This window comes from Mycobacterium sp. TY814, from assembly GCF_030755175.1.
Classification (GTDB): domain Bacteria; phylum Actinomycetota; class Actinomycetes; order Mycobacteriales; family Mycobacteriaceae; genus Mycobacterium.
Genome location: NZ_JAUFRY010000005.1, coordinates 87,406 through 104,888 on the forward strand (window position 1 = coordinate 87,406; position 17,483 = coordinate 104,888).

The 17,483-nt window shown below is 68.1% G+C and carries 13 protein-coding genes; 7 read left to right on the top strand and 6 right to left on the bottom strand.

The window, feature by feature from the left end; all coding sequences use genetic code 11:
• The first annotated feature begins 5 nt into the window (after positions 1-5).
• Together QXH22_RS28460 and QXH22_RS28465 are read left to right on the top strand one after the other, a co-directional pair.
• Complete coding sequence (locus tag QXH22_RS28460) at positions 6-800, top strand: heavy metal-binding domain-containing protein (protein ID WP_306240560.1); 795 nt, start codon at positions 6-8, stop codon at positions 798-800.
• Positions 800-1,183, top strand: a complete 384-nt coding sequence (locus tag QXH22_RS28465) for a DUF5073 family protein (RefSeq protein WP_306277660.1) — start codon at positions 800-802, stop codon at positions 1,181-1,183. Before QXH22_RS28460 ends, QXH22_RS28465 begins: the two co-directional genes overlap by 1 nt.
• Positions 1,184-1,189: 6 nt before the next feature.
• Here QXH22_RS28465 and QXH22_RS28470 read toward each other — a convergent pair whose 3' ends face one another.
• The 3 genes from QXH22_RS28470 to QXH22_RS28480 all read right to left on the bottom strand — a co-directional run bounded on the left by QXH22_RS28470 (position 1,190) and on the right by QXH22_RS28480 (position 5,756).
• Entirely contained in the window at positions 1,190-2,692 is a 1,503-nt protein-coding gene (locus tag QXH22_RS28470; protein ID WP_306277661.1) for an adenylate/guanylate cyclase domain-containing protein, read from the bottom strand.
• Positions 2,693-2,779: 87 nt separating this feature from the next.
• Positions 2,780-4,183, bottom strand: a complete 1,404-nt coding sequence (locus tag QXH22_RS28475) for a wax ester/triacylglycerol synthase family O-acyltransferase (RefSeq protein WP_306277662.1) — start codon at positions 4,181-4,183, stop codon at positions 2,780-2,782.
• 58 nt (positions 4,184-4,241) lie between these two features.
• Positions 4,242-5,756: an FAD-dependent monooxygenase gene (locus QXH22_RS28480; RefSeq protein ID WP_306277663.1), complete on the bottom strand. Its 1,515-nt coding sequence runs from the start codon at positions 5,754-5,756 to the stop codon at positions 4,242-4,244.
• Between the two features lie 103 nt (positions 5,757-5,859).
• Here QXH22_RS28480 and QXH22_RS28485 point away from each other — a divergent pair, with 103 nt between their 5' ends.
• Entirely contained in the window at positions 5,860-8,586 is a 2,727-nt protein-coding gene (locus tag QXH22_RS28485) for a LuxR family transcriptional regulator (protein ID WP_306277664.1), read from the top strand.
• 9 nt (positions 8,587-8,595) lie between these two features.
• On the top strand, positions 8,596-9,522 hold the full coding sequence (locus QXH22_RS28490) for an antibiotic biosynthesis monooxygenase (protein ID WP_306277665.1): 927 nt from the start codon (positions 8,596-8,598) through the stop codon (positions 9,520-9,522).
• On the opposite strand, the gene QXH22_RS28495 is transcribed toward QXH22_RS28490, so the two are convergent.
• Both QXH22_RS28495 and QXH22_RS28500 read right to left on the bottom strand, forming a co-directional pair.
• Positions 9,523-10,398: an SDR family NAD(P)-dependent oxidoreductase gene (locus QXH22_RS28495; protein WP_306240567.1), complete on the bottom strand. Its 876-nt coding sequence runs from the start codon at positions 10,396-10,398 to the stop codon at positions 9,523-9,525.
• Positions 10,395-13,226 (bottom strand): RND family transporter, encoded by a 2,832-nt coding sequence (locus tag QXH22_RS28500; protein WP_306277666.1) that lies wholly within the window; start codon positions 13,224-13,226, stop codon positions 10,395-10,397. Before QXH22_RS28500 ends, QXH22_RS28495 begins: the two co-directional genes overlap by 4 nt.
• A 224-nt stretch (positions 13,227-13,450) precedes the next feature.
• Between QXH22_RS28500 and QXH22_RS28505 the strand changes: the two genes are divergently transcribed.
• The 3 genes from QXH22_RS28505 (at position 13,451) to QXH22_RS28515 (ending at position 16,693) form a co-directional block, all read left to right on the top strand.
• A complete protein-coding gene (locus tag QXH22_RS28505; RefSeq protein ID WP_306240569.1) occupies positions 13,451-14,521 on the top strand; it encodes a hypothetical protein in 1,071 nt (356 codons plus the stop codon).
• A 278-nt stretch (positions 14,522-14,799) separates the two neighbouring features.
• Entirely contained in the window at positions 14,800-15,507 is a 708-nt protein-coding gene (locus QXH22_RS28510) for a DUF4344 domain-containing metallopeptidase (protein ID WP_371934340.1), read from the top strand.
• 79 nt (positions 15,508-15,586) lie between these two features.
• Positions 15,587-16,693, top strand: coding sequence for a glycosyltransferase (locus QXH22_RS28515; RefSeq protein WP_306277667.1), 1,107 nt, complete (start codon positions 15,587-15,589; stop codon positions 16,691-16,693).
• Here the strand turns inward: QXH22_RS28515 and QXH22_RS28520 are convergent.
• Entirely contained in the window at positions 16,680-17,441 is a 762-nt protein-coding gene (locus QXH22_RS28520) for a hemerythrin domain-containing protein (protein WP_371934341.1), read from the bottom strand. The genes QXH22_RS28515 and QXH22_RS28520 overlap by 14 nt on opposite strands.
• Positions 17,442-17,483: the final 42 nt, after the last annotated feature.

Sequence of the window (17,483 nt, forward strand, 5' to 3'; positions counted from 1 at the left end):
CGCGCATGGAACCAGGCTCGCTCGACCCGGTAGCAAACGAACGGTTGTCGCACGCCGCCAAGTCGTGGACGTCGGACTTGTCGATCAACGAGTTCGCACTGCTGCACGGGGCCGGGTTCGAACCGATCGAGCTGGTCATGGGTGTCTCGGTGTATCACGTGGGATTCCAGTTCTCCGGCACCGGTCTGCGGCAGCAGCAGGAACTCGGTGTCCTGACCGAAGCGACGTATCGGGCGCGGTGGAATGCCATGGCGCGCATGCAGGCCGAAGCAGACGCGCTGCACGCGGACGGCATCGTCGGAGTCCGCCTCACCTGGCGACACCACGGCGAGGGTGGCGAACACCTGGAGTTCATGGCGGTGGGCACCGCGGTTAGGTACACCGAGAAGCCGGGCGCATTCCGCCGCCCCAACGGACAGGCCTTCTCCAGCCATCTGTCCGGGCAGGACATGGTGACGCTGCTGCGGTCCGGCTACAGCCCGGTCGCCTTCGTGATGGGCAACTGCGTATTCCACATCGCCGTGCAGGGATTCATGCAGACCCTCAAGCAGATCGGCCGCAACATGGAGATGCCGCAATGGACCCAGGGCAACTACCAGGCCCGGGAGTTGGCGATGTCGCGCATGCAGACCGAGGCCGAGCGCGACGGCGCCAACGGGGTGGTCGGCGTGCATTTCGCGATCTCCAACTACGCGTGGGGGCACCACACGGTGGAGTTCTACACCGCGGGAACCGCGGTGCGGCGCACCGGCAGCGGAGAAACCATCAAACCGACGTTCGTCCTGCCCATGGACAGCTGATGTACGAGTTCGATGCCCAGCGGGTGAGCCGCACCATCGGGGGCGCGCTGGGCGGCCCCGGTGGTGTGGCCATGGTGGTCAAGGTGTTCGCCGGGCTGCCGGGCGTGATCCACACCCCGGCCAAGCGCGGGTTCTTCTCCTCCAGCCCCGAGCGCGTGCAGATCGGCGACTGGCGTTACGAGATCGCCCGTGACGGACGGCTGCTCGCCGGGCATGTGGTGAACGACATCGTGATCGCCGAAGACATCCTGGCGGCGGACGCTGTCGGGCCCCACATCACCCGCTCGCTGCACCAGATCGTGGCCCGGTACGGCGCTTCGGTGATCCCGACCATCAACGCCGCAGTCGACGCGCTGGACACCAGCACCGGCTATCCGTACTGAAAAAGATTATCCCACAACGCTATTCGCCGCAGGTACGACGATCTCGGTGGAGCTGTCCCGGCCGCGCAGCACGGTGGTGGTGAACACCCGCCAGTGCTGCGCTTCGTCCTCCGATGCGCGGGCCAGCGCGGCGCCGGATGCGGCCACGCCCCCCTGTTGCTTGGCCACCTCGGTGAGTCGTGCCGCCTCGTTCACCGGGTCGCCGATGACCGTGTATTCGTAACGCCGCGACTCGCCGATGTTCCCCGCGACCACGGTTCCCGCGGACACGCCGATGCCGGCCCTGATCTCGGAGCGGTTCAGTTGCCGGCCCAGTTCGCGTGCCGCGGCCAGCGCCGCGCCCGCGCAGTCGTTCAACTCGACCGGGGCACCGAATATCGCCAGCGCGGCATCACCTTCGAATTTGTTGACCAACCCTCGGTGACGTTCGACCACTTCGACCACTACCGCGAAGAATTCGTTGAGCATGGCGACGAGATCCTCCGGCGCCATCCGCTCGGCGAGCCGCGACGAGCCGACCAGATCGACGAACAACGCTGCCGCCTCACAGCTGACCCCACCCAGGGCACCGTTGTCGGACGCGCCCTGTTCGGCGAGGCGCGCGACGTCGCGACCGACGTGGCGGCCGAACAGGTCCCGCAACCGTTCGCGGTCGCGCAGCCCCGCGGCCATGGTGTTGAACCCTGCCTGTAGCAGGCCGAGTTCGGAGGCCTCGAAGACCGGGACGGTTGCGTCCAAGTCGCCGCGTTCGACGCGCTGCATGCCGCGCCGCACCTCGTCGATGGGGTCGGCGCTGACCGCCCCGGTGAACGCGGTGATGGCCAACCCACTGACGGCCGCGCACCCGCCGAGGACCAGCACGACGATCGCCAGCCTGCGCCCGGAATAGTCGATGACCAGTGCGCTGGCTCCGACCAGAAGCAGTTGCAGCAACGGCACACCGGTGCCCAGCGTCCATGCGGACACCGCCCGCAGCCGCAGTCCGGGTCCCCGCGCGGAGGTCGGCGGGCTGTCGGTGAGCACCTCGGCGACGAACGGGCGCAGGATTCGCGTGCACAGCCAGTACGCGACGGCGGTGGTCACAAAGCTACCGAGCAGCACCGAGACGCCCAGCGTCGTCGCCAACCAGGGTGCCCGGAGATTGATGACCACCAGGATGACGCCGGCGGTCACCCAGACCGCCCCGTGAATGGTGGCGGTGCGCAACGGGATTGCCATCAGTACCCGTTTTCGGGCCTCGGATGCGGAGGGGGCCTCGTCACCGCCGCTGCGGTAGGTGGTCGCCAGGAGTCCGCAGACGATGGCGATCGCCGCCGCGACTGCGACGTAGACCGCCATCACCACCACGTTGAAGTGCAGGATCCGGCGCTCGCTCAACGCCTGGCCGGTAGGCAGGGCCCAGAACGTCGTCACCCCGATCACCGCGGCGCCCAGCACATTCGGGAACAGCGCCGCCAGCACCAGCAGGGCCCGGGTCGTCCACGGCACCGGAAACTTCCGGCGACCCACCAATTTCACGTCCGTGGGCCGTCATGCGTGCGTGTCACGGCTATAACGTGCCACAAAGCCACGCCGTGGCCGCAGCAGACAGGCCAATCAGTTGTCGGGCGGGCTTTCGCCGGACGCCGCGTCGCGGCAGACCAGCAACTCCTTGAGCGCATCCGGGAAAGTGTCGGCCATCCCCCACAGGTCCGGCACCAGGTCCGGGCAGGAGATGACGCCGACACCGAGGGCGCCGTTGAGAGACATGACGGTGACGTTGAGTCCGGCACCGCCGAGCAGCGGTCCCAGCGGGTACATCGATTCGATGCCGCAGCCGAGGAAGTAAAGCTGATCCTGCGGACCCGGCACATTCGACAGGATCATGTTGTAAATGGGGCTGGTGCTCAACGGGATTCGGGGCAGGATCCGCATCGCCGCACCGAACATGGTCTGACCACCGAACTCGGTCCAGTCGTGCAGCAGGCTGGGGCCCATCGCCGCGGTGTGTTCCTTGGCGGCGCTGTTGCCCGCCGCGATGGCGCGGATACGTTCGGCGGGATCGGCGATCTGGGTCTCCATCCGGCAGAACATCCAGGTGGTCTGGTTGCGGCCGGGCCGCTGCGATTTGTCGCGCACCGAGACCGGGACTGTCGCCACCAGCGGAACGTCGGGCAGTTCGTCGCGCTCGAGCAGGAAGCGGCGCAGCACCCCCGCGCACAGCGCCACCACGACATCGTTGACGGTGACCCCGAACCGGTCCTTCACCCTCTTGACGTCGCGCATGTCGAGTTGGGTGAAGGCCACGTTCCGGTGGTGAGTCAGCGGCCCGTTGAACGGGGTGGGCGGTGCCCTGAACGGCGCGGCCATGGTGCGGCCTTCGCGGGCCCGCAACATCGTCTGCGCGACCGTGAGCAACGTTGCCGGCACCACCGTCGCCAAGCGCAACGGTCGTTTGGCGACGTTGAGCAATCCGGTCGCCGCGATCTGCAGTGAACTGGCGTGTCCGGCACCCTGCACCGGTCGTGGTGCGGGGGCATCGGGGACCAGGCTGCACAGCTGCGCCAGCAGATTCGCCCCGGCGACGCCGTCGACCACGGCATGGTGCACCTTGAGCACCACGGTCAGGCCGTTGTCCCGGGCTCCGCCCTCGACCACCCACATCTCCCACAACGGCCGGTCCCGGTCGAGCGGCAGCCCCGCGATGTGCCCGCAGATCTCGGCCGTCTCCCGACGCCCTCCGGGTGCGGGCACCGCCACCCGGTGCAGGTGGCGCCGCAACGCAAAGCTGTCGTCGTCCACCCACACCGGATGATCCGGATTCAGTTGCGTGTCAGCAAGTTTCATCCGGAACTCCGGTACCGCCCGTACGTGCCTGGCCAGCAACGCACGAAGCCGGGGGTAGGAATAACCGCCCGGCATCGTCGAGGTGTCCAGCTCCAGCACGCAGCACACGTTCAACGGCTGTGCCGGTGTCTCCATGTACAAAAAGAAAGCGTCAAGTCCGCTTAGTCGTTCCATAGCCGCCCACCCGACTAGTCACGTGCAATTTTTCGGTGATAACCCCTCGGCTCCCCCGTTACGATCCCCGAGCACCGAGGTTCCGCACCGCGTACCCGGGCTGCGCACGGCTTAAACACCCGCACCACCGCTTCAGCAACTCAGCGACTTCGGCGGCCGTCGGCGTCCGCCGCGCCGCCCACGCGACATAGCCGTCGGGCCGGACGAGCACCGCGGCGGGCTGCGTTGCGTCGTAGTGATTTACCTCTTCGACGCCTGGCCAGTCGACGCGAGTACGACGGGTCCCCCGGGTGAGCAGGACGAAGTGGCCGCTGCGCAGCACTTCGTAGAGCCGGATGCCATTGCAGTCCACGTCGGGCATCCGGCGCCCCACCAGTGGATGATCGGCGGGCCGGCGCCGGGGATAGCGAATGGCAACGCCGCTGAGCCGTTCGGCGATGGCGCGGCGGCTGCGCGGGAAGCGCAGGATCGTGCGAATGGCCAACCCCTGCGCGAGCCGGCGTACCGCGGATCGGCCGAGCACGAGCTGGGTGAACATGTCCGTCATCGCCAGCACCTCGGCGCCGACCGGGTGCCGCTCGGATTCGTAGCTGTCCAGCAACGACGCGGACGGCTGTCCGTCCAGCGCCCCGTTGGCCACGAGGGCCAACTTCCAGCCGAGATTCATCGCATCGCCGATGCCGGTGTTCATGCCCTGGCCGCCGATGGGCGAATGAACGTGGGCGGCGTCCCCGGCCAGAAACACGCGCCCCACCCGATAGTGGCGAGCCTGTCGGCGCTCACTGAGAAACCTCGAACTCCAACGCAACTCGTTCAGGCCGAAATCCTCGCCGGCGATCCTGGCGATCGCATCCCGGATCTGTGCCGGGGTCACCGGATCGGTCAGCGGCTCGTGTTCCCGCCGGCGGTCCCAGGCGATGGCGCGATACCAGCCGTCGCCGAACGGCAGGACCAGCACCACACCCTCGGCGTTCGTCCTGGCGAACATCTGCTCGGCGGGGGGTCTGGTCAGTTGCACATCGGCCAGCATGATGTGGGTCTGGTACTGCTTGCCCACAAAATCCACGCCGAGCAGTCGCCGCACCGCGCTGTGCGCGCCGTCGCACCCGACCACGTAGCGTGCGCGCAGGCTTCCGCCGCCGGCGAGGGTAAGGGTGACACCGTCGTCATGCTGCTCGAGCCCGGCCAGCTCGGCGCCCCGGCTGATCCGGACCCCGAGGCGCTCCGCGTGGGCCGCCAGCACATGCTCGGTCCCGCTCTGCGGGACCATCAGGATGAATGGGTAGCGCATCCGCAGCTCGTCGGCCAGCGAGATGGTGGCGCCCGGAATGGGAGCCACCTCGCCCACCCGGAATCCGCGGGCCAGCATTTCGCCGGCCAGCCCTCGTGCGTCGAGCAGCTCCAGAGTGCGCGCGTGCACGGCGAACGCCCGGGTGATGTTCGGCTCCTGCGCTCGTCGTTCCAGCACCTGCACCCGGACGCCGCGCATCGCCAGCTCGCCCGCCAACATCAATCCGGTCGGGCCCGCTCCGATCACGGCGACATCGACAATCTCGGTACCGAGAGTGTTCATCGTCAGCTCCTTCTCTCCTTCCTTCAGCGTCGAGCTTTCGAGGTGCCGTCGAATCAGTGAAGTCACCAGTTCCGGCACCGGTCCGGGTCCTACGATCGGTGCTGTGCTGCACGGCCGGGAGCGGGAATGTGCCCAGTTAGATGACCTGCTGGCAGGTGCGCGGTCCGGACGCAGCGGTGTGCTGGTGGTGCGCGGGGAAGCCGGTATCGGCAAGTCGGCACTGCTTGACTACGCGGTGGCACAGGCCGGTGGCATGCAGGTGCTGCGGGCCGCAGCAATCCCGGCCGAATCGCAGCTCCCGTTCGCCGGGGTGCACACGCTGCTGCGGCCCGTCCTGAACCACAGCGCCGCTCTCCCCGACCGGCAGCGCACGGCTCTGCTGGGTGCCTTCGGGCTGGGTCCGGCATCCATCGAGGACCGGTTCGTGGTGTCGCTGGCGGTGCTGGGAATCCTCGCCGAGTCGGCGGAAACGTCTCCGCTGCTGTGCCTGGTGGACGACGCGCAGTGGCTGGACGGGCCATCGGCCGACACGTTGACGTTCGCCGCCCGGCGGCTGCAAGCCGAGGGAGTCGTCGTCATCTTTGCCGTGCGGGGTGAAAGCGCTTTCAGCGCAACAGGATTGCCGGAGTTGCGGCTGGCCGGGATCGACGCGGACGCCGCCGCGCGACTGGTGACCGAGTGCACCGGCACGGCAGTCGGTCCGACGGTTGGCCGCCAGCTGGTCGCAGGCACCCTGGGCAACCCGTTGGCCATCGCCGAACTGGCGCGATTGCTGTCCGGGCAGCAAATCGCGGGGCGATCCGCCCTGCCGGACCCATTACCGGTCAGCACCGGTCTGGAGCGGCTGTACTCCGACCGGGTCGACCAACTATCACCGCACGCGCAGTCGATGCTGCTGGTCGCTGCCGCCCACCACAGCGGCGAACTCGACGGTGTGCTGCGTGCAGCTCAGCAGCTCGGCGCCGGACCCGATGTCCTTGATCAGGCGGAGGCCGCCGGACTGGTCCGGGTGCACTCAGGCCTCGTGTCTTTCGTCCACCCGCTGATGCGCTCGGCGGTCTATCACGGCGCGACGTCGCACCGGCGCCGGCAGGTCGAACGCGCCTTGGCGTTGTGCCTCGACGCCGACGACGATCGCAAGGCGTGGCATCTGGCCAACGCGGTGGCCGGACCCGACGACGAGGTGGCCGAGATGCTGCATGCCGCCGGGCACCGGGCCGCCGCGCGCGGCGGACACGATGCGGCGGCCGCCGCATTCGAACGCGCCGCTTCGCTCACCGCCACCGCCGGGCTTCGCGCGGACCGGCTGGCGGATGCGGCCGCCGCCGCGTGGTCGGCCGGGCAATCCAGACGGGCTCAGGACATCCTGGATCAAGCTCTGCCGCTGGCCGGCGGGGCGCAGCTGCGGGCCCGGATCGCGCACTTGCGGGGATCGATCGAGGCACGCTGCGGCAACCCGTCGGCCGCTTACGCCATCCTCGTCGATGCCGCACAGTTGATCGCCGCCGCCGAACCGGCGCGTGCCGCCCTGATGCTCGGTGAGGCCGGGCAACTGGCCTGGGCCGGCGGCGACCTGGCGCAGCTGAATGCGGTCGCCGACCGGCTCGCCGCGCTGCCCGCCGAACATCATCCGGAATTCGTTGCAGGGCATGTGGTTACCGGCCTTTCGGGACTTTTGCGCGGTGACACCACCGACACCGCGGGCAGGCTGCGCGCGGCAGTGGAGCTGGCAGCGGCAGCGCCGGAACCGCGGGTGCTGATGGGCGCGGCCGCCGGGGCGATGTTCCTCGGTGAAGACGCCCGCGCCATCGACCTGTTCTCCACTGCGGTGGCCAGGACCCGTGCGGCCGCCGATGTGGCGACGCTGCCGACGCTGCTTGCGCCCTTGGCGATGGTGGAGACGTTGACCAGCCGTTACACCACGGCGCTGGCCGACGCGACCGAGGGGCTGCGGCTGGCCGAGGAGACCGGTCAGCACAATCCCGCAGCACATCTGCATGCCGTGCTGGCCCTGATCGCGGCGGTGCAGGGACGCGCTCTGGACTGCCGAGATCACGCTGAAGCCACACTCTCCCAAGCGATTTTATATCGACTGGGACCGCACGCGGCCATCGCGTCGTGGGCCCTGGCCGTACTCGACCTCGGCGCCGGTCGCCCGGAGGAAGCCTGCGACCGTCTCGAGTCGCTGGCCGGTGCGGCGCCCGGCGAGGGCAACCGGATGGTCACGCTGATGGCCACCCCGGATCTCGTCGACGCCGCCGTGCGCATTCAACGGCTACCGGCCGCTGCCGCGGGGCTGGCCGCGTTGCAGGCGTGGGCGGGCGACACCGGCGCTCCGTGGGCGCGTGCGCTGGTGGCCCGCTGCCGCGGTCTGCTTGCCGACGACGGCGCAGCGGACCGGCATTTCGACGAGGCGCTCACCCTGCATGCGCATGGCGGTCGGCCGTTCGACACGGCCCGCACTCAGTTGCGGTATGGGGAGTCCTTGCGGCGGCGCCGCCGTCGCGCCCAGGCGCGCAAGTATCTGCGATCCGCGCACGAGACTTTCGAGAGGCTGGGTGCCGCGCCCTGGGCCGAACTGGCCCGTACCGAACTGCTGGCCACCGGCGAAACCGCACGCAAACGAGACTGCGGCACCGTCGATCAACTCACTCCGCAGGAGTTGCAGATCGCGCGTTTTGTCAGCGCAGGAGAGACCAACCGGTCGATCGCCACGCTGATGTTTCTCAGTCCCCGCACCGTCGACTATCACCTGCGCAAGATCTTCACGAAGCTCGGTCTGTCGTCACGAGCCGAGCTGATCCGCATGTCGTTGAGCCAGGGGTGGTAGACAACAGCCATGACGGTTGGCGCCAGCGCGATCTCGCTCTTCCACCCACCCGGGGATCCGGATCGCTTCGGCGGCTGGCTCGAGGAGTACCTGGCCGTGGCCAGGCAGACACCGGGATATGCGACTGCGCGGCAATCGGTTCCTGGCGTCGCGGAATTGGACTGGGCCGTCGAGGTGTCTTTCGACGACACCGAGACACTCGACGCCTGGCTGGACAGCACGCCGCGCCGCCGCCTTCTGGCCGCGGGCGCCGCACAGGGGTTCGGGCGGTGCGCCTCCGATGTGGTGCTGGCGCCCGGTGAACTTCCACCGGGCAACGCAGCAGTCTTCCTGCACCGGGTCGCACCCGGCAAAGACGCTGAATTCGTGGCCGCACAACGCGATTTGGCACTCGTGAGCGCCACCTTTGCCGGGTACGAAGGTACGGCGCTGTTTCCGGCAGAGGCCGGCGGGCAGTGGATGTCGGTGCTGCGTTTTCGTGGCGCCGGGCAACTGGGCGCCTGGATGCGGTCCGCGGAACGGCGGCAGGCCCTGCCCCGTCTGCGTGAGGAGTTGACGCACGAATTCGCCGAACTGCCGCGCAGTGCGCCATTCGGCTCCACGGTGCGCGTTGCCGACGGTCAGGCCAAGATCACGCCGGCGTGGAAGTCAGCGATGCTGGTGGTGCTGTGCCTGTACCCCACGGTGATCCTGCTGTCCAAGACACTGTCTCCGGCGTTGAGCCGGATCGGGATCGGCCAGGCGGCAGCCATTTTCGTAGGCAATGTCATCAGTGTCGCTCTGCTGCAATGGGTTCTCGTGCCGGCCGCCTCGCGACCGTTCCGGCGCTGGCTGGATCCGATTGACGGCGCGTCGAACCGCACCAGCCTGGCCGGCTCGGCGGTGGTGCTCGCCGGTTACGGGTTGCTGCTGTTCATCTTCGACCGCATCGGGTGATCAACCGGCGATCATCGCATGCAGTTCGTCAACCGACCACGGACCGCTGTCGTGATGATCGCGATAGCCGAGCAGCTCTGGAGTGGGCCGGCCGAAGCGGCCGACGAAACCGCCTGCGGCAACAAAGATCTGACCGGTGATGTCGCGCGCCGCGGCGCTGGCGAGATAGGCGTAGAGCGGCGCCACGTAGGCGGGTGGGGCGGCGTCCAGCGAGGCGCGCATCGTGATCTCGTCGAGCAGCCCGCGGCGATGCAGGTCGTTGATGTGCTGTTCGTACTCGGGGCCGGTGGACAGCCGGGTCCTGGCCCCGGGACACACCACATTCGCCCGCACCCCGGCGCCTTTCAGCTCTGCCGCCATCGCCATCGTCAGGCCGTTGACCGCGGCTTTGCCCGCGGGATAGCCGGTGCCGCCGTAGTCACCGAGAAACGCCACCGAGCCGGTGTTGATGATGGAACCGTGGCCCTGCGCCGCCATGACCGGCGCGGCGAGCCGACAGGTGTGAAACACCGTCCCGAGGTGCGCTCCGATCAGCGTCTCGAACTCGTCCGGCGAGATCCGCAGGATCGACGAGCCAGGTGGCTCCGCGATTCCGGCGCAGTTGATCAAGATGTCCAGCCGTCCGAAAGTCTGCGTGCACGCGTCGATCAGGCCCGCGGCCACGTCCTCGTCGTCGGCTGCCCCGGCGACGCCGACCGCGTTACCTCCGGACGCGGCCAGCGATTCCACACTGTCCCCCACCGCGGCGGAATCACGGCCATTGACCACCACACCCGCGCCCAGCGTGCAGAGCAGTTCACTGACCGCGCGCCCGATGCCGCGGGTGCCCCCGACCACCAACGCACCGCGCCCGGCGAGCAGGTCAGAATTGCTCATCTGGCCGCGATCGCCGGCTCGAATTCCTCGTCATCGGCGGCCGAGCGTCGCGGCCACCACAGCCAGCGGTCCAGCACCACCATCGTGGCCGGCAGCACGAAAGCACGGACCACCAGCGCGTTGAGCACCAGCCCGAGGCCGACGGTGACGCCGATCTGCGCGACGCTGAGCACGCTGCTGATACCCAGCGCAAGCATCGTCAGGCCGACGACGACGCCACCTGCGGTGACGACCATCCCGGTGGCGGCGGAGGCCCGGATGATGCTGGTGCGCAGCCCGGCGGAAAGTCCCTCCCGGATGCGCAGCGCGAACAGCAGATTGCCGCCCGAGGCGATGCCGACCATCGAGACGAACGCGATGGGAGGCACCGACCAGTGCAGGTCGTGGTGCAGCAGGCGGTGATAGAGCAGCACACTGGCGCCCAGTGCGCAGACGTAGGAGACCAGGATCGTCGCGAGGACGACGAATCCGGCGATCGGACTTCGCAACAGCAGCGCGGCGATGAACAGGATGACGCCCAGGGTGATGACCACCATCAGAGCCAGGTCACCGCCGACGATGTCCTGCAGGTCACGGGTCGCCGGTCCGACACCGGTCAATTCGACGGCGGTCACTTTGAGCGTGTCGCCTTTGATGGTGTCGGTCACCGCGGCCTCGATCGCGCGGGCCCGGGCCGCGCCCTCGTCACCCCATTCGAGTCCCTGACCGTAGACGAACAACCGGGTGGCATGCCCGTTGGGAGAGAAGAACTGATCCAGGGTGGGACGCATACCGGGGTCGGTCAGGATGCGGCGCGAGGCGTACAGGTTGGCGCCGGGGCTGCCCTGCGAAGCGGCGGCCAACCGGCGCAGGTAGTCGGGAAGCTCCTGAGTCGGCACGGGCCGGGGTTCACCCAGCTGCTCCCTGAGCTGCGCCGCCATGCCCCGGACCTGCGCCATCTCGCTGCTGACGTTCGCCACCACCGCGGGCAGGGGGACGCCCGGGGCCGACGCGGCATCCACCGTCGCCTTCGCCAGCTCATCGGTGGCCTCCACCAGCTTGTTCGCCCCGGCGACGACCGCGGTCGCCCACTGCACCGCCTCCTGGGCCGATGAACACACCGGGGTGGTGCGGCAGTCGCTGATCGAACCCACGAAACTGCGCAGCGGATCGAAGATCTCGCCGACATCCGCGGCGCGAGCCCGGATCTTGTCCGTGGCCTGCTGCGTCAGGCGCACCGCCAGACTGACGCCCCCGATGGCATAGGCGCCCGCCGTGGTGCTGGACTGGACCAGGTCGAGTCCGGAACCCAACTCGCGCACCGCCGCGTCGAGGTCGGTGAAGACGGAGTTCTTGGCGGCAAGCAGATCAGCGAACTGATCGAGCCGGTCGCCGACATTGCCGCCGGTGGCCGACAGGGACGCCTGCTTGGAGACCATCCCGCCGGGATGGCTCGCCGATTGCACCATGCGTACGCCGGTGATCCCCATGATGGCGCCGGTCACCCGGCCGATCGCGGTCAGCGCGGCGGGGTTGCGCAGGTCCTCGTCGGACTCGATCGTGACGACGTCGGGCTGCACGTGGTTGGCGTCGAAGTGCTGGTTGACGGCGCGGTAACCCCGATTGGCCTCGGTGTCCGGCGAGGTGGACGCGGTCTCGTCCCAACCGATCGGCACGCCCGGCAGGGCGAGCAGCATGATCAGCACGAACACGCTGCTGGCCACCAGGATCGGCGCCGGCCAGCGCGCGACGTGGGTGCCGATGCGGCGCCAGCGCCGCCGCATGCGTTCGAGCCGCGGCGGTTTCATCAGGCCGGCACGACTGGCCAGCGCGATCAGGGCCGGCGTCAACGTCAGGCTGGCGATCCCGACCGTGAGCACGCCGATCGCACACAGGATGCCCGTGGTGGCGAACATGCTGATCCGGGCGAGGCTGAGCCAGCCCACCGCGGCCAGGGGCGCCACCACGATGAGGGTGGAGCCGACGATCGCCGGCGCCACGCTGCGGTACGCGTCCGCAAGGGCGTCGGCCGGATCGGCACCGTTCCTACGCTGTTCGTGGTAGCGGCCGATCAGGAAAATGGCAAAGCCGGTGCCGGCCCCCACCGCCACCGCAACGGCGATGGACAGCGAGAACAGCGAAACGCTGATCACCTGGCGCGAGGCGAGGTCGGAGATGACGGGCTTGGCGACGGTCAGTCCCGACATGACGGAGACCAGCGGGACCATCGCCGTGATCAGCGACCGGTACATGATGACCAGGAAGATCAGCAGAACGCCCAGTGTCACCGCCGTGATCACCTGCGTCTGCCGGTCGATCGCGGCGAACTCATCCATGATGGTCGCCCCGGCGCCGGTGATGTAGACGTGCAGACCATCCGGAGGACGCACCCCCGAGACGATGGTGCGTGCCGCGGTGATCGAGTCGATGGCTTCGGTCGAACCCGTCATGCCGTCAAGGCGCAGGGTGGCTGTCACCACGTCGCCGTCGCGGCTGACCGCCGTGTCCGCGGCCGCCGGCATCCGCCACCAGTCCGTCACCTCGTACACGTTCTGTGTGTCGGCGCGCAACGCCGCGACGACCTGGTCGTAGTACGCGCGGTCCTGATCGGTGAGCCGGCCGTCGCGTTCGAGCACCAAGTAGCCGACATTGTCGGTCGGCGCTTGTGAAAAGGCGGCCGCCGAGCGTTGCACGGCAAGCGAAGTCGCGGTGCCGACCGGCAGAAACGGCTGGTCCAGATCCGCCACAACCCGTTCGAGCGGCGGAGCCAGGCTGTTGCCGGCGACGGCGGCGAAAGCCCAGACGCCCACGATCAGCAACGCGAAACGGTAGATGAGGCGAGCGATCAACGTGCCGGCCTCAACCGAGCCGAGCGGCCGGTATCACGCAGCAACCCATCCACTTCGCGTATCACCTTCTCGACTGACATCGTGACCAACCCCCGACCGAGTCGGATCATTCAACCACCCCGGCCCGCGGACCGACAGTGATTTTGCGGCGTGCCGCGGCCGTCGTGATCGCGCTGGTCAAACCGTGCCCACTCGTGTTCCTGACTAGATTAAGGTCGCCCGTCATGGGCGTTCTGCGGTTTCTCTGGCGACGCGTACTGGCATTCGACCGTATCGGCTCCCGAATCCCACAGCTCATCCAAGTCTGGCTGCTCGAGCTCTTCTTCGTGATGCCATTGACCTTCTTCATCGGAAAAGTGATCGATATCCACGGCGCGTTCGGCGTGCCGGGTACCGGTGAGCGGCTCGGCGGCGTGTTCTGGGGAGCGCTGGCGGTCTCGATGGTCTTCGGGTTTCTCTTCGTCCGGTCTCTGCTGAAGCCGCGTGTGGTCGAGGGATCGTGGACGCCGGTGGTGCATGCCGATGTAGGGCCGGTGAGTGTCTACGGCGCGAACCGGGCCTGGACGGTGACGTACCCCTACCTCACCAGCCACCCGTCGTACGCCCTGTTGCTGCTGCTGACGGCGCCGATTCCGGCAGTGATGTTCGCCGCGACCCGCAACCAGGGCGACAGCACCTTCTACTTCCGCGTCTGCGGGATCGTCGGGATGGTCATCCTGGCCGGGATGGCGGTGGCGCGCATCGTGTCCTGGTACGTCTTCCGGACGGGCCGCCGCCGGCTCGACGAGCAGTTGCGCGGACTGCCGATTTCGCCGCGCCGCCTGGGTTGGGAGATCGCGTGGAAACCGGTGCTGGTGCTGGTGGTGCTGATCTATGCGATCGTCTGCATTCCCCTGGGCCTTATGTGGCTCAAAGAAGAACGCACCATCGCGGCCCTCCCAGTCGTCACGGTCGGCGACAACGCCGGCGTGTATCGACGCGTCGAGGGAACAGTGACGTCCGGGCCGGTCTACTGGGCCCCGCGCGGCACCGGCCGCGGCGGAAACAACTACGCCGGCGCAGGAGTACTGGTGACGCTGCGCGACGGAGGTGAGGCGCTGCTGCTGGCCGAGTCGCTGTCGGTGCCCGACTTCAAAGCAATGATGGCCGACGTCACCCACCGCACCCTCAAGGCCACCGGAAAGGTGATCGAGGACATCACCGCCACCCAGCGCACTTACTACGGCTTCGACCTCAGTGCCTTCCCCGAGCCGGCTCCGGGTGGGCGGGTCATGCTGCTGCTCTCCAGCCCGTAGCCGACATCGCCGTCACGTTCCTGCGCAACGCGGGTGTGCCGGCCGGTCCAGTGCCGTACCGTTTCGACAGGTCCTGGGCAGACCGTCGGTTGGTTCCATCGAAGGGAGCTCGAGGGATGGGTAGGCGACTCGTATGCGTCGCGGCATGTGCCGCGGTACTTCTAGCGGCGGGCTGCGGCGGCTCGAAAGGGCAACACGCCGATGCCCATTCGCGCGCTGCCGAGCGCCCTCCGGGAAGCTCGCGCACCGAGCCGGCGGATCAACCGGCGGCGGGCAAAATGACGTTCCGTTACGAGGACGCGACCACCCCGGAGGCCCAGCAGGGCCGCCAATTGATGTCGGACGCAAAGGTTTTGGAGAATGTCGCCGCACACGTCAACGACACGCTGAACCTGCCGCACGACGTCGGTGCCGTCGGCAAGCAGTGCGGCGAGGCCAACGACTACTGGGATCCCAACGCCAACGAAATCCAGCTGTGCTACGAGGACATTCAGCAGAGCCGGCAGCGGTTCACCAACGCCGGAAACCCCAACCCGGCGGAAGCCGCGGTCGACGCGACAGTCTCCGGGTTCTATCACGAACTCGGTCACGCGACGCTCAACGTCTACGACCTGGCGTTCACCGGACGTGAGGAGGACGTCGCCGACCAGCTGTCCGCGTTTATGCTGCTGGCCCCCGGCGCCGACGGGAAGGCCTATCCGAACGGCGTCCGCATCGCCACCGACACCGCCCAGGACTGGAAGCTGAGCGCCAAGGAGGCCGGTGACGCCAATGAACTCCCGTTCTGGGACGGGCATTCGATGGACATCACCCGGATGTACAACTGGGAGTGCTGGATCTACGGGTCCGACACGACGGCCAACGCCAGCATCGTCACCTCCGGTGACCTGCCCGAAGACCGGGCCGGCAACTGCGAGGAAGAATTCCAGAACATGTCCAGGGCGTGGCAGCAGATGCTGGGCCCGCACCTGAGGAAACCCAGCTGACCCGGAGCTTCACACACTGTTCAGGCCCCGGTGGGCCCCCGCTCGTTGACCGCACATTCCCGACCGTTTCTCTCACCGTATGCGGGTGGTTCAGGTCGCCAACTTCTACGGGCCACGGTCCGGGGGGCTGCGAACGGCGGTAGACCGGTTGGGCGCGGAATACTGCGCCAGAGGGCACGAGGTTTTCCTGGTGGTCCCGGGATCCCGCGCCCAACGCAGCCGGCTGGACAGTGGAGTCGTGCGAATCACGGTGCCGGCCAGGCTGCTTCCCTGCACCGGCGGATACCGGGCGATCATGCCGGCGCCGGTGCGGACGCTGTTGACGGCTTTGAACCCGGACGCGCTGGAGGTTTCCGACCGGCTCACCCTGCGGTCCCTGGGACGGTGGGGCCGCCGGCACGGTGCGACCACGGTGATGATCTCCCATGAGCGTCTGGATCGCCTTGCGGGCCAATTCCTTCCGCGGCGCACCGCCCAGAGATTCGCCGACGTCGCCAACCGACGCACCGCCGCCGACTACGACACCGTGGTGTGCACCACGGAGTTCGCGCGCGAGGAGTTCGATCGCATCGGGGCCACCAACACGGTGACGGTCCCACTGGGTGTCGACCTGCGGACCTTCCACCCACGCCGGCACAGCGCTCAGCTGCGGCGCCGCTTCGCCGCGCCGGACCAGCTTCTGCTGGTGCACTGCGGACGCCTGTCGGTGGAGAAGCGCGCCGACCGCAGCATCGACGCGCTCGCGGCACTGCGCGACGGCGGCGTCGATGCCCGGCTGGTTGTTGTCGGCGAAGGCCCGCTGCGGGCCCGGCTGCAGCGTCAAGCCGCCCGCCTGCCAATCGAATTCACCGGGTTCGTCGCCGACCGGCACATGGTGGCCGCACTGCTGGCGACCGCCGACGTCGCGCTGGCCCCCGGCCCGCACGAGACGTTCGGACTGGCCGCCCTGGAATCGCTGGCGTGTGGCACCCCGGCGGTGGTGTCGCGCACCTCGGCCCTCACGGAGATCGTCACAGCGGACAGCGGTGCGCTGGCCGACAACGATCCGGTGGCCTTCGCCCATGCGATCCGTGACCTCGTCGGCCGCCCGGAGCCCCACCGCCGGGTGGGGGCCCGGCACCGGGCCGAGATGTTCACCTGGCAGCGATCCGCGGCCGGCATGCTGACGACCCTCAGGTCGGAGTGAATTGGCTCAAGTCGTAGATGCCGAGACTGTTTTCGATGTCGGCAACTTTACTCACCACCCCTTCGAAACCGGCCGGACCGAACCGCCGGTGCTCCTCATCCTCGAACATTTCCGCGAGGTCCAGAAATTCTTTGCCTGGCAATACTTCTCGCAGCGCCGGGAACACAACGGTGTCTTCGCGCGCTTCGTGCGGCTCATACATTCGAATGAATGCCGACAGGTCGTTGCGCAGCGCTGCTCGGGCCGGGTCGGTCGATACGCCGGTGGTAGCGGAGAGGACTCGGTCGGTGAGCGCGCGACCGCGTTGGTGCTGGGTGCGCAAGACCGCGGTGATGTCGGTGAGCTTGCCGGCCTGCTCCAATTTCGGGAAGACGTACTGTTCTTCGAGATGTTCGTGGTAGTCCTCGATGAAGCTGCGAATGATCTCAGCGCTCGCGTTCAATTCCTGGGCGGGAAGCTGATCGCCGGCGTCCACCCGCCGGATCCCTTCGCGATAGATCAGCAGAACTCGCTTGAGCACACCGTGCTCACGCATCAGATCCTCCGGTGGCGTCACTTCCTCTGGCTGAGGCGAACTGGACGGAGTTGCCATCGGCTGGGAACTGCCGCAGGCCGCTACGGCAACGCCGCCGACGGCCGAGAACGAGATGCCGAGGAGCTGCCGGCGGCCCAGATCGGGCCTCGTTTCGGTCATCGTTGCACCTTTCTCTGGCTTTGCGTATGCGTTCGGCACACCACCGGAAGCCATGATATCGTATATCGATATCGTTAACCGTTATTTGAAACCGAT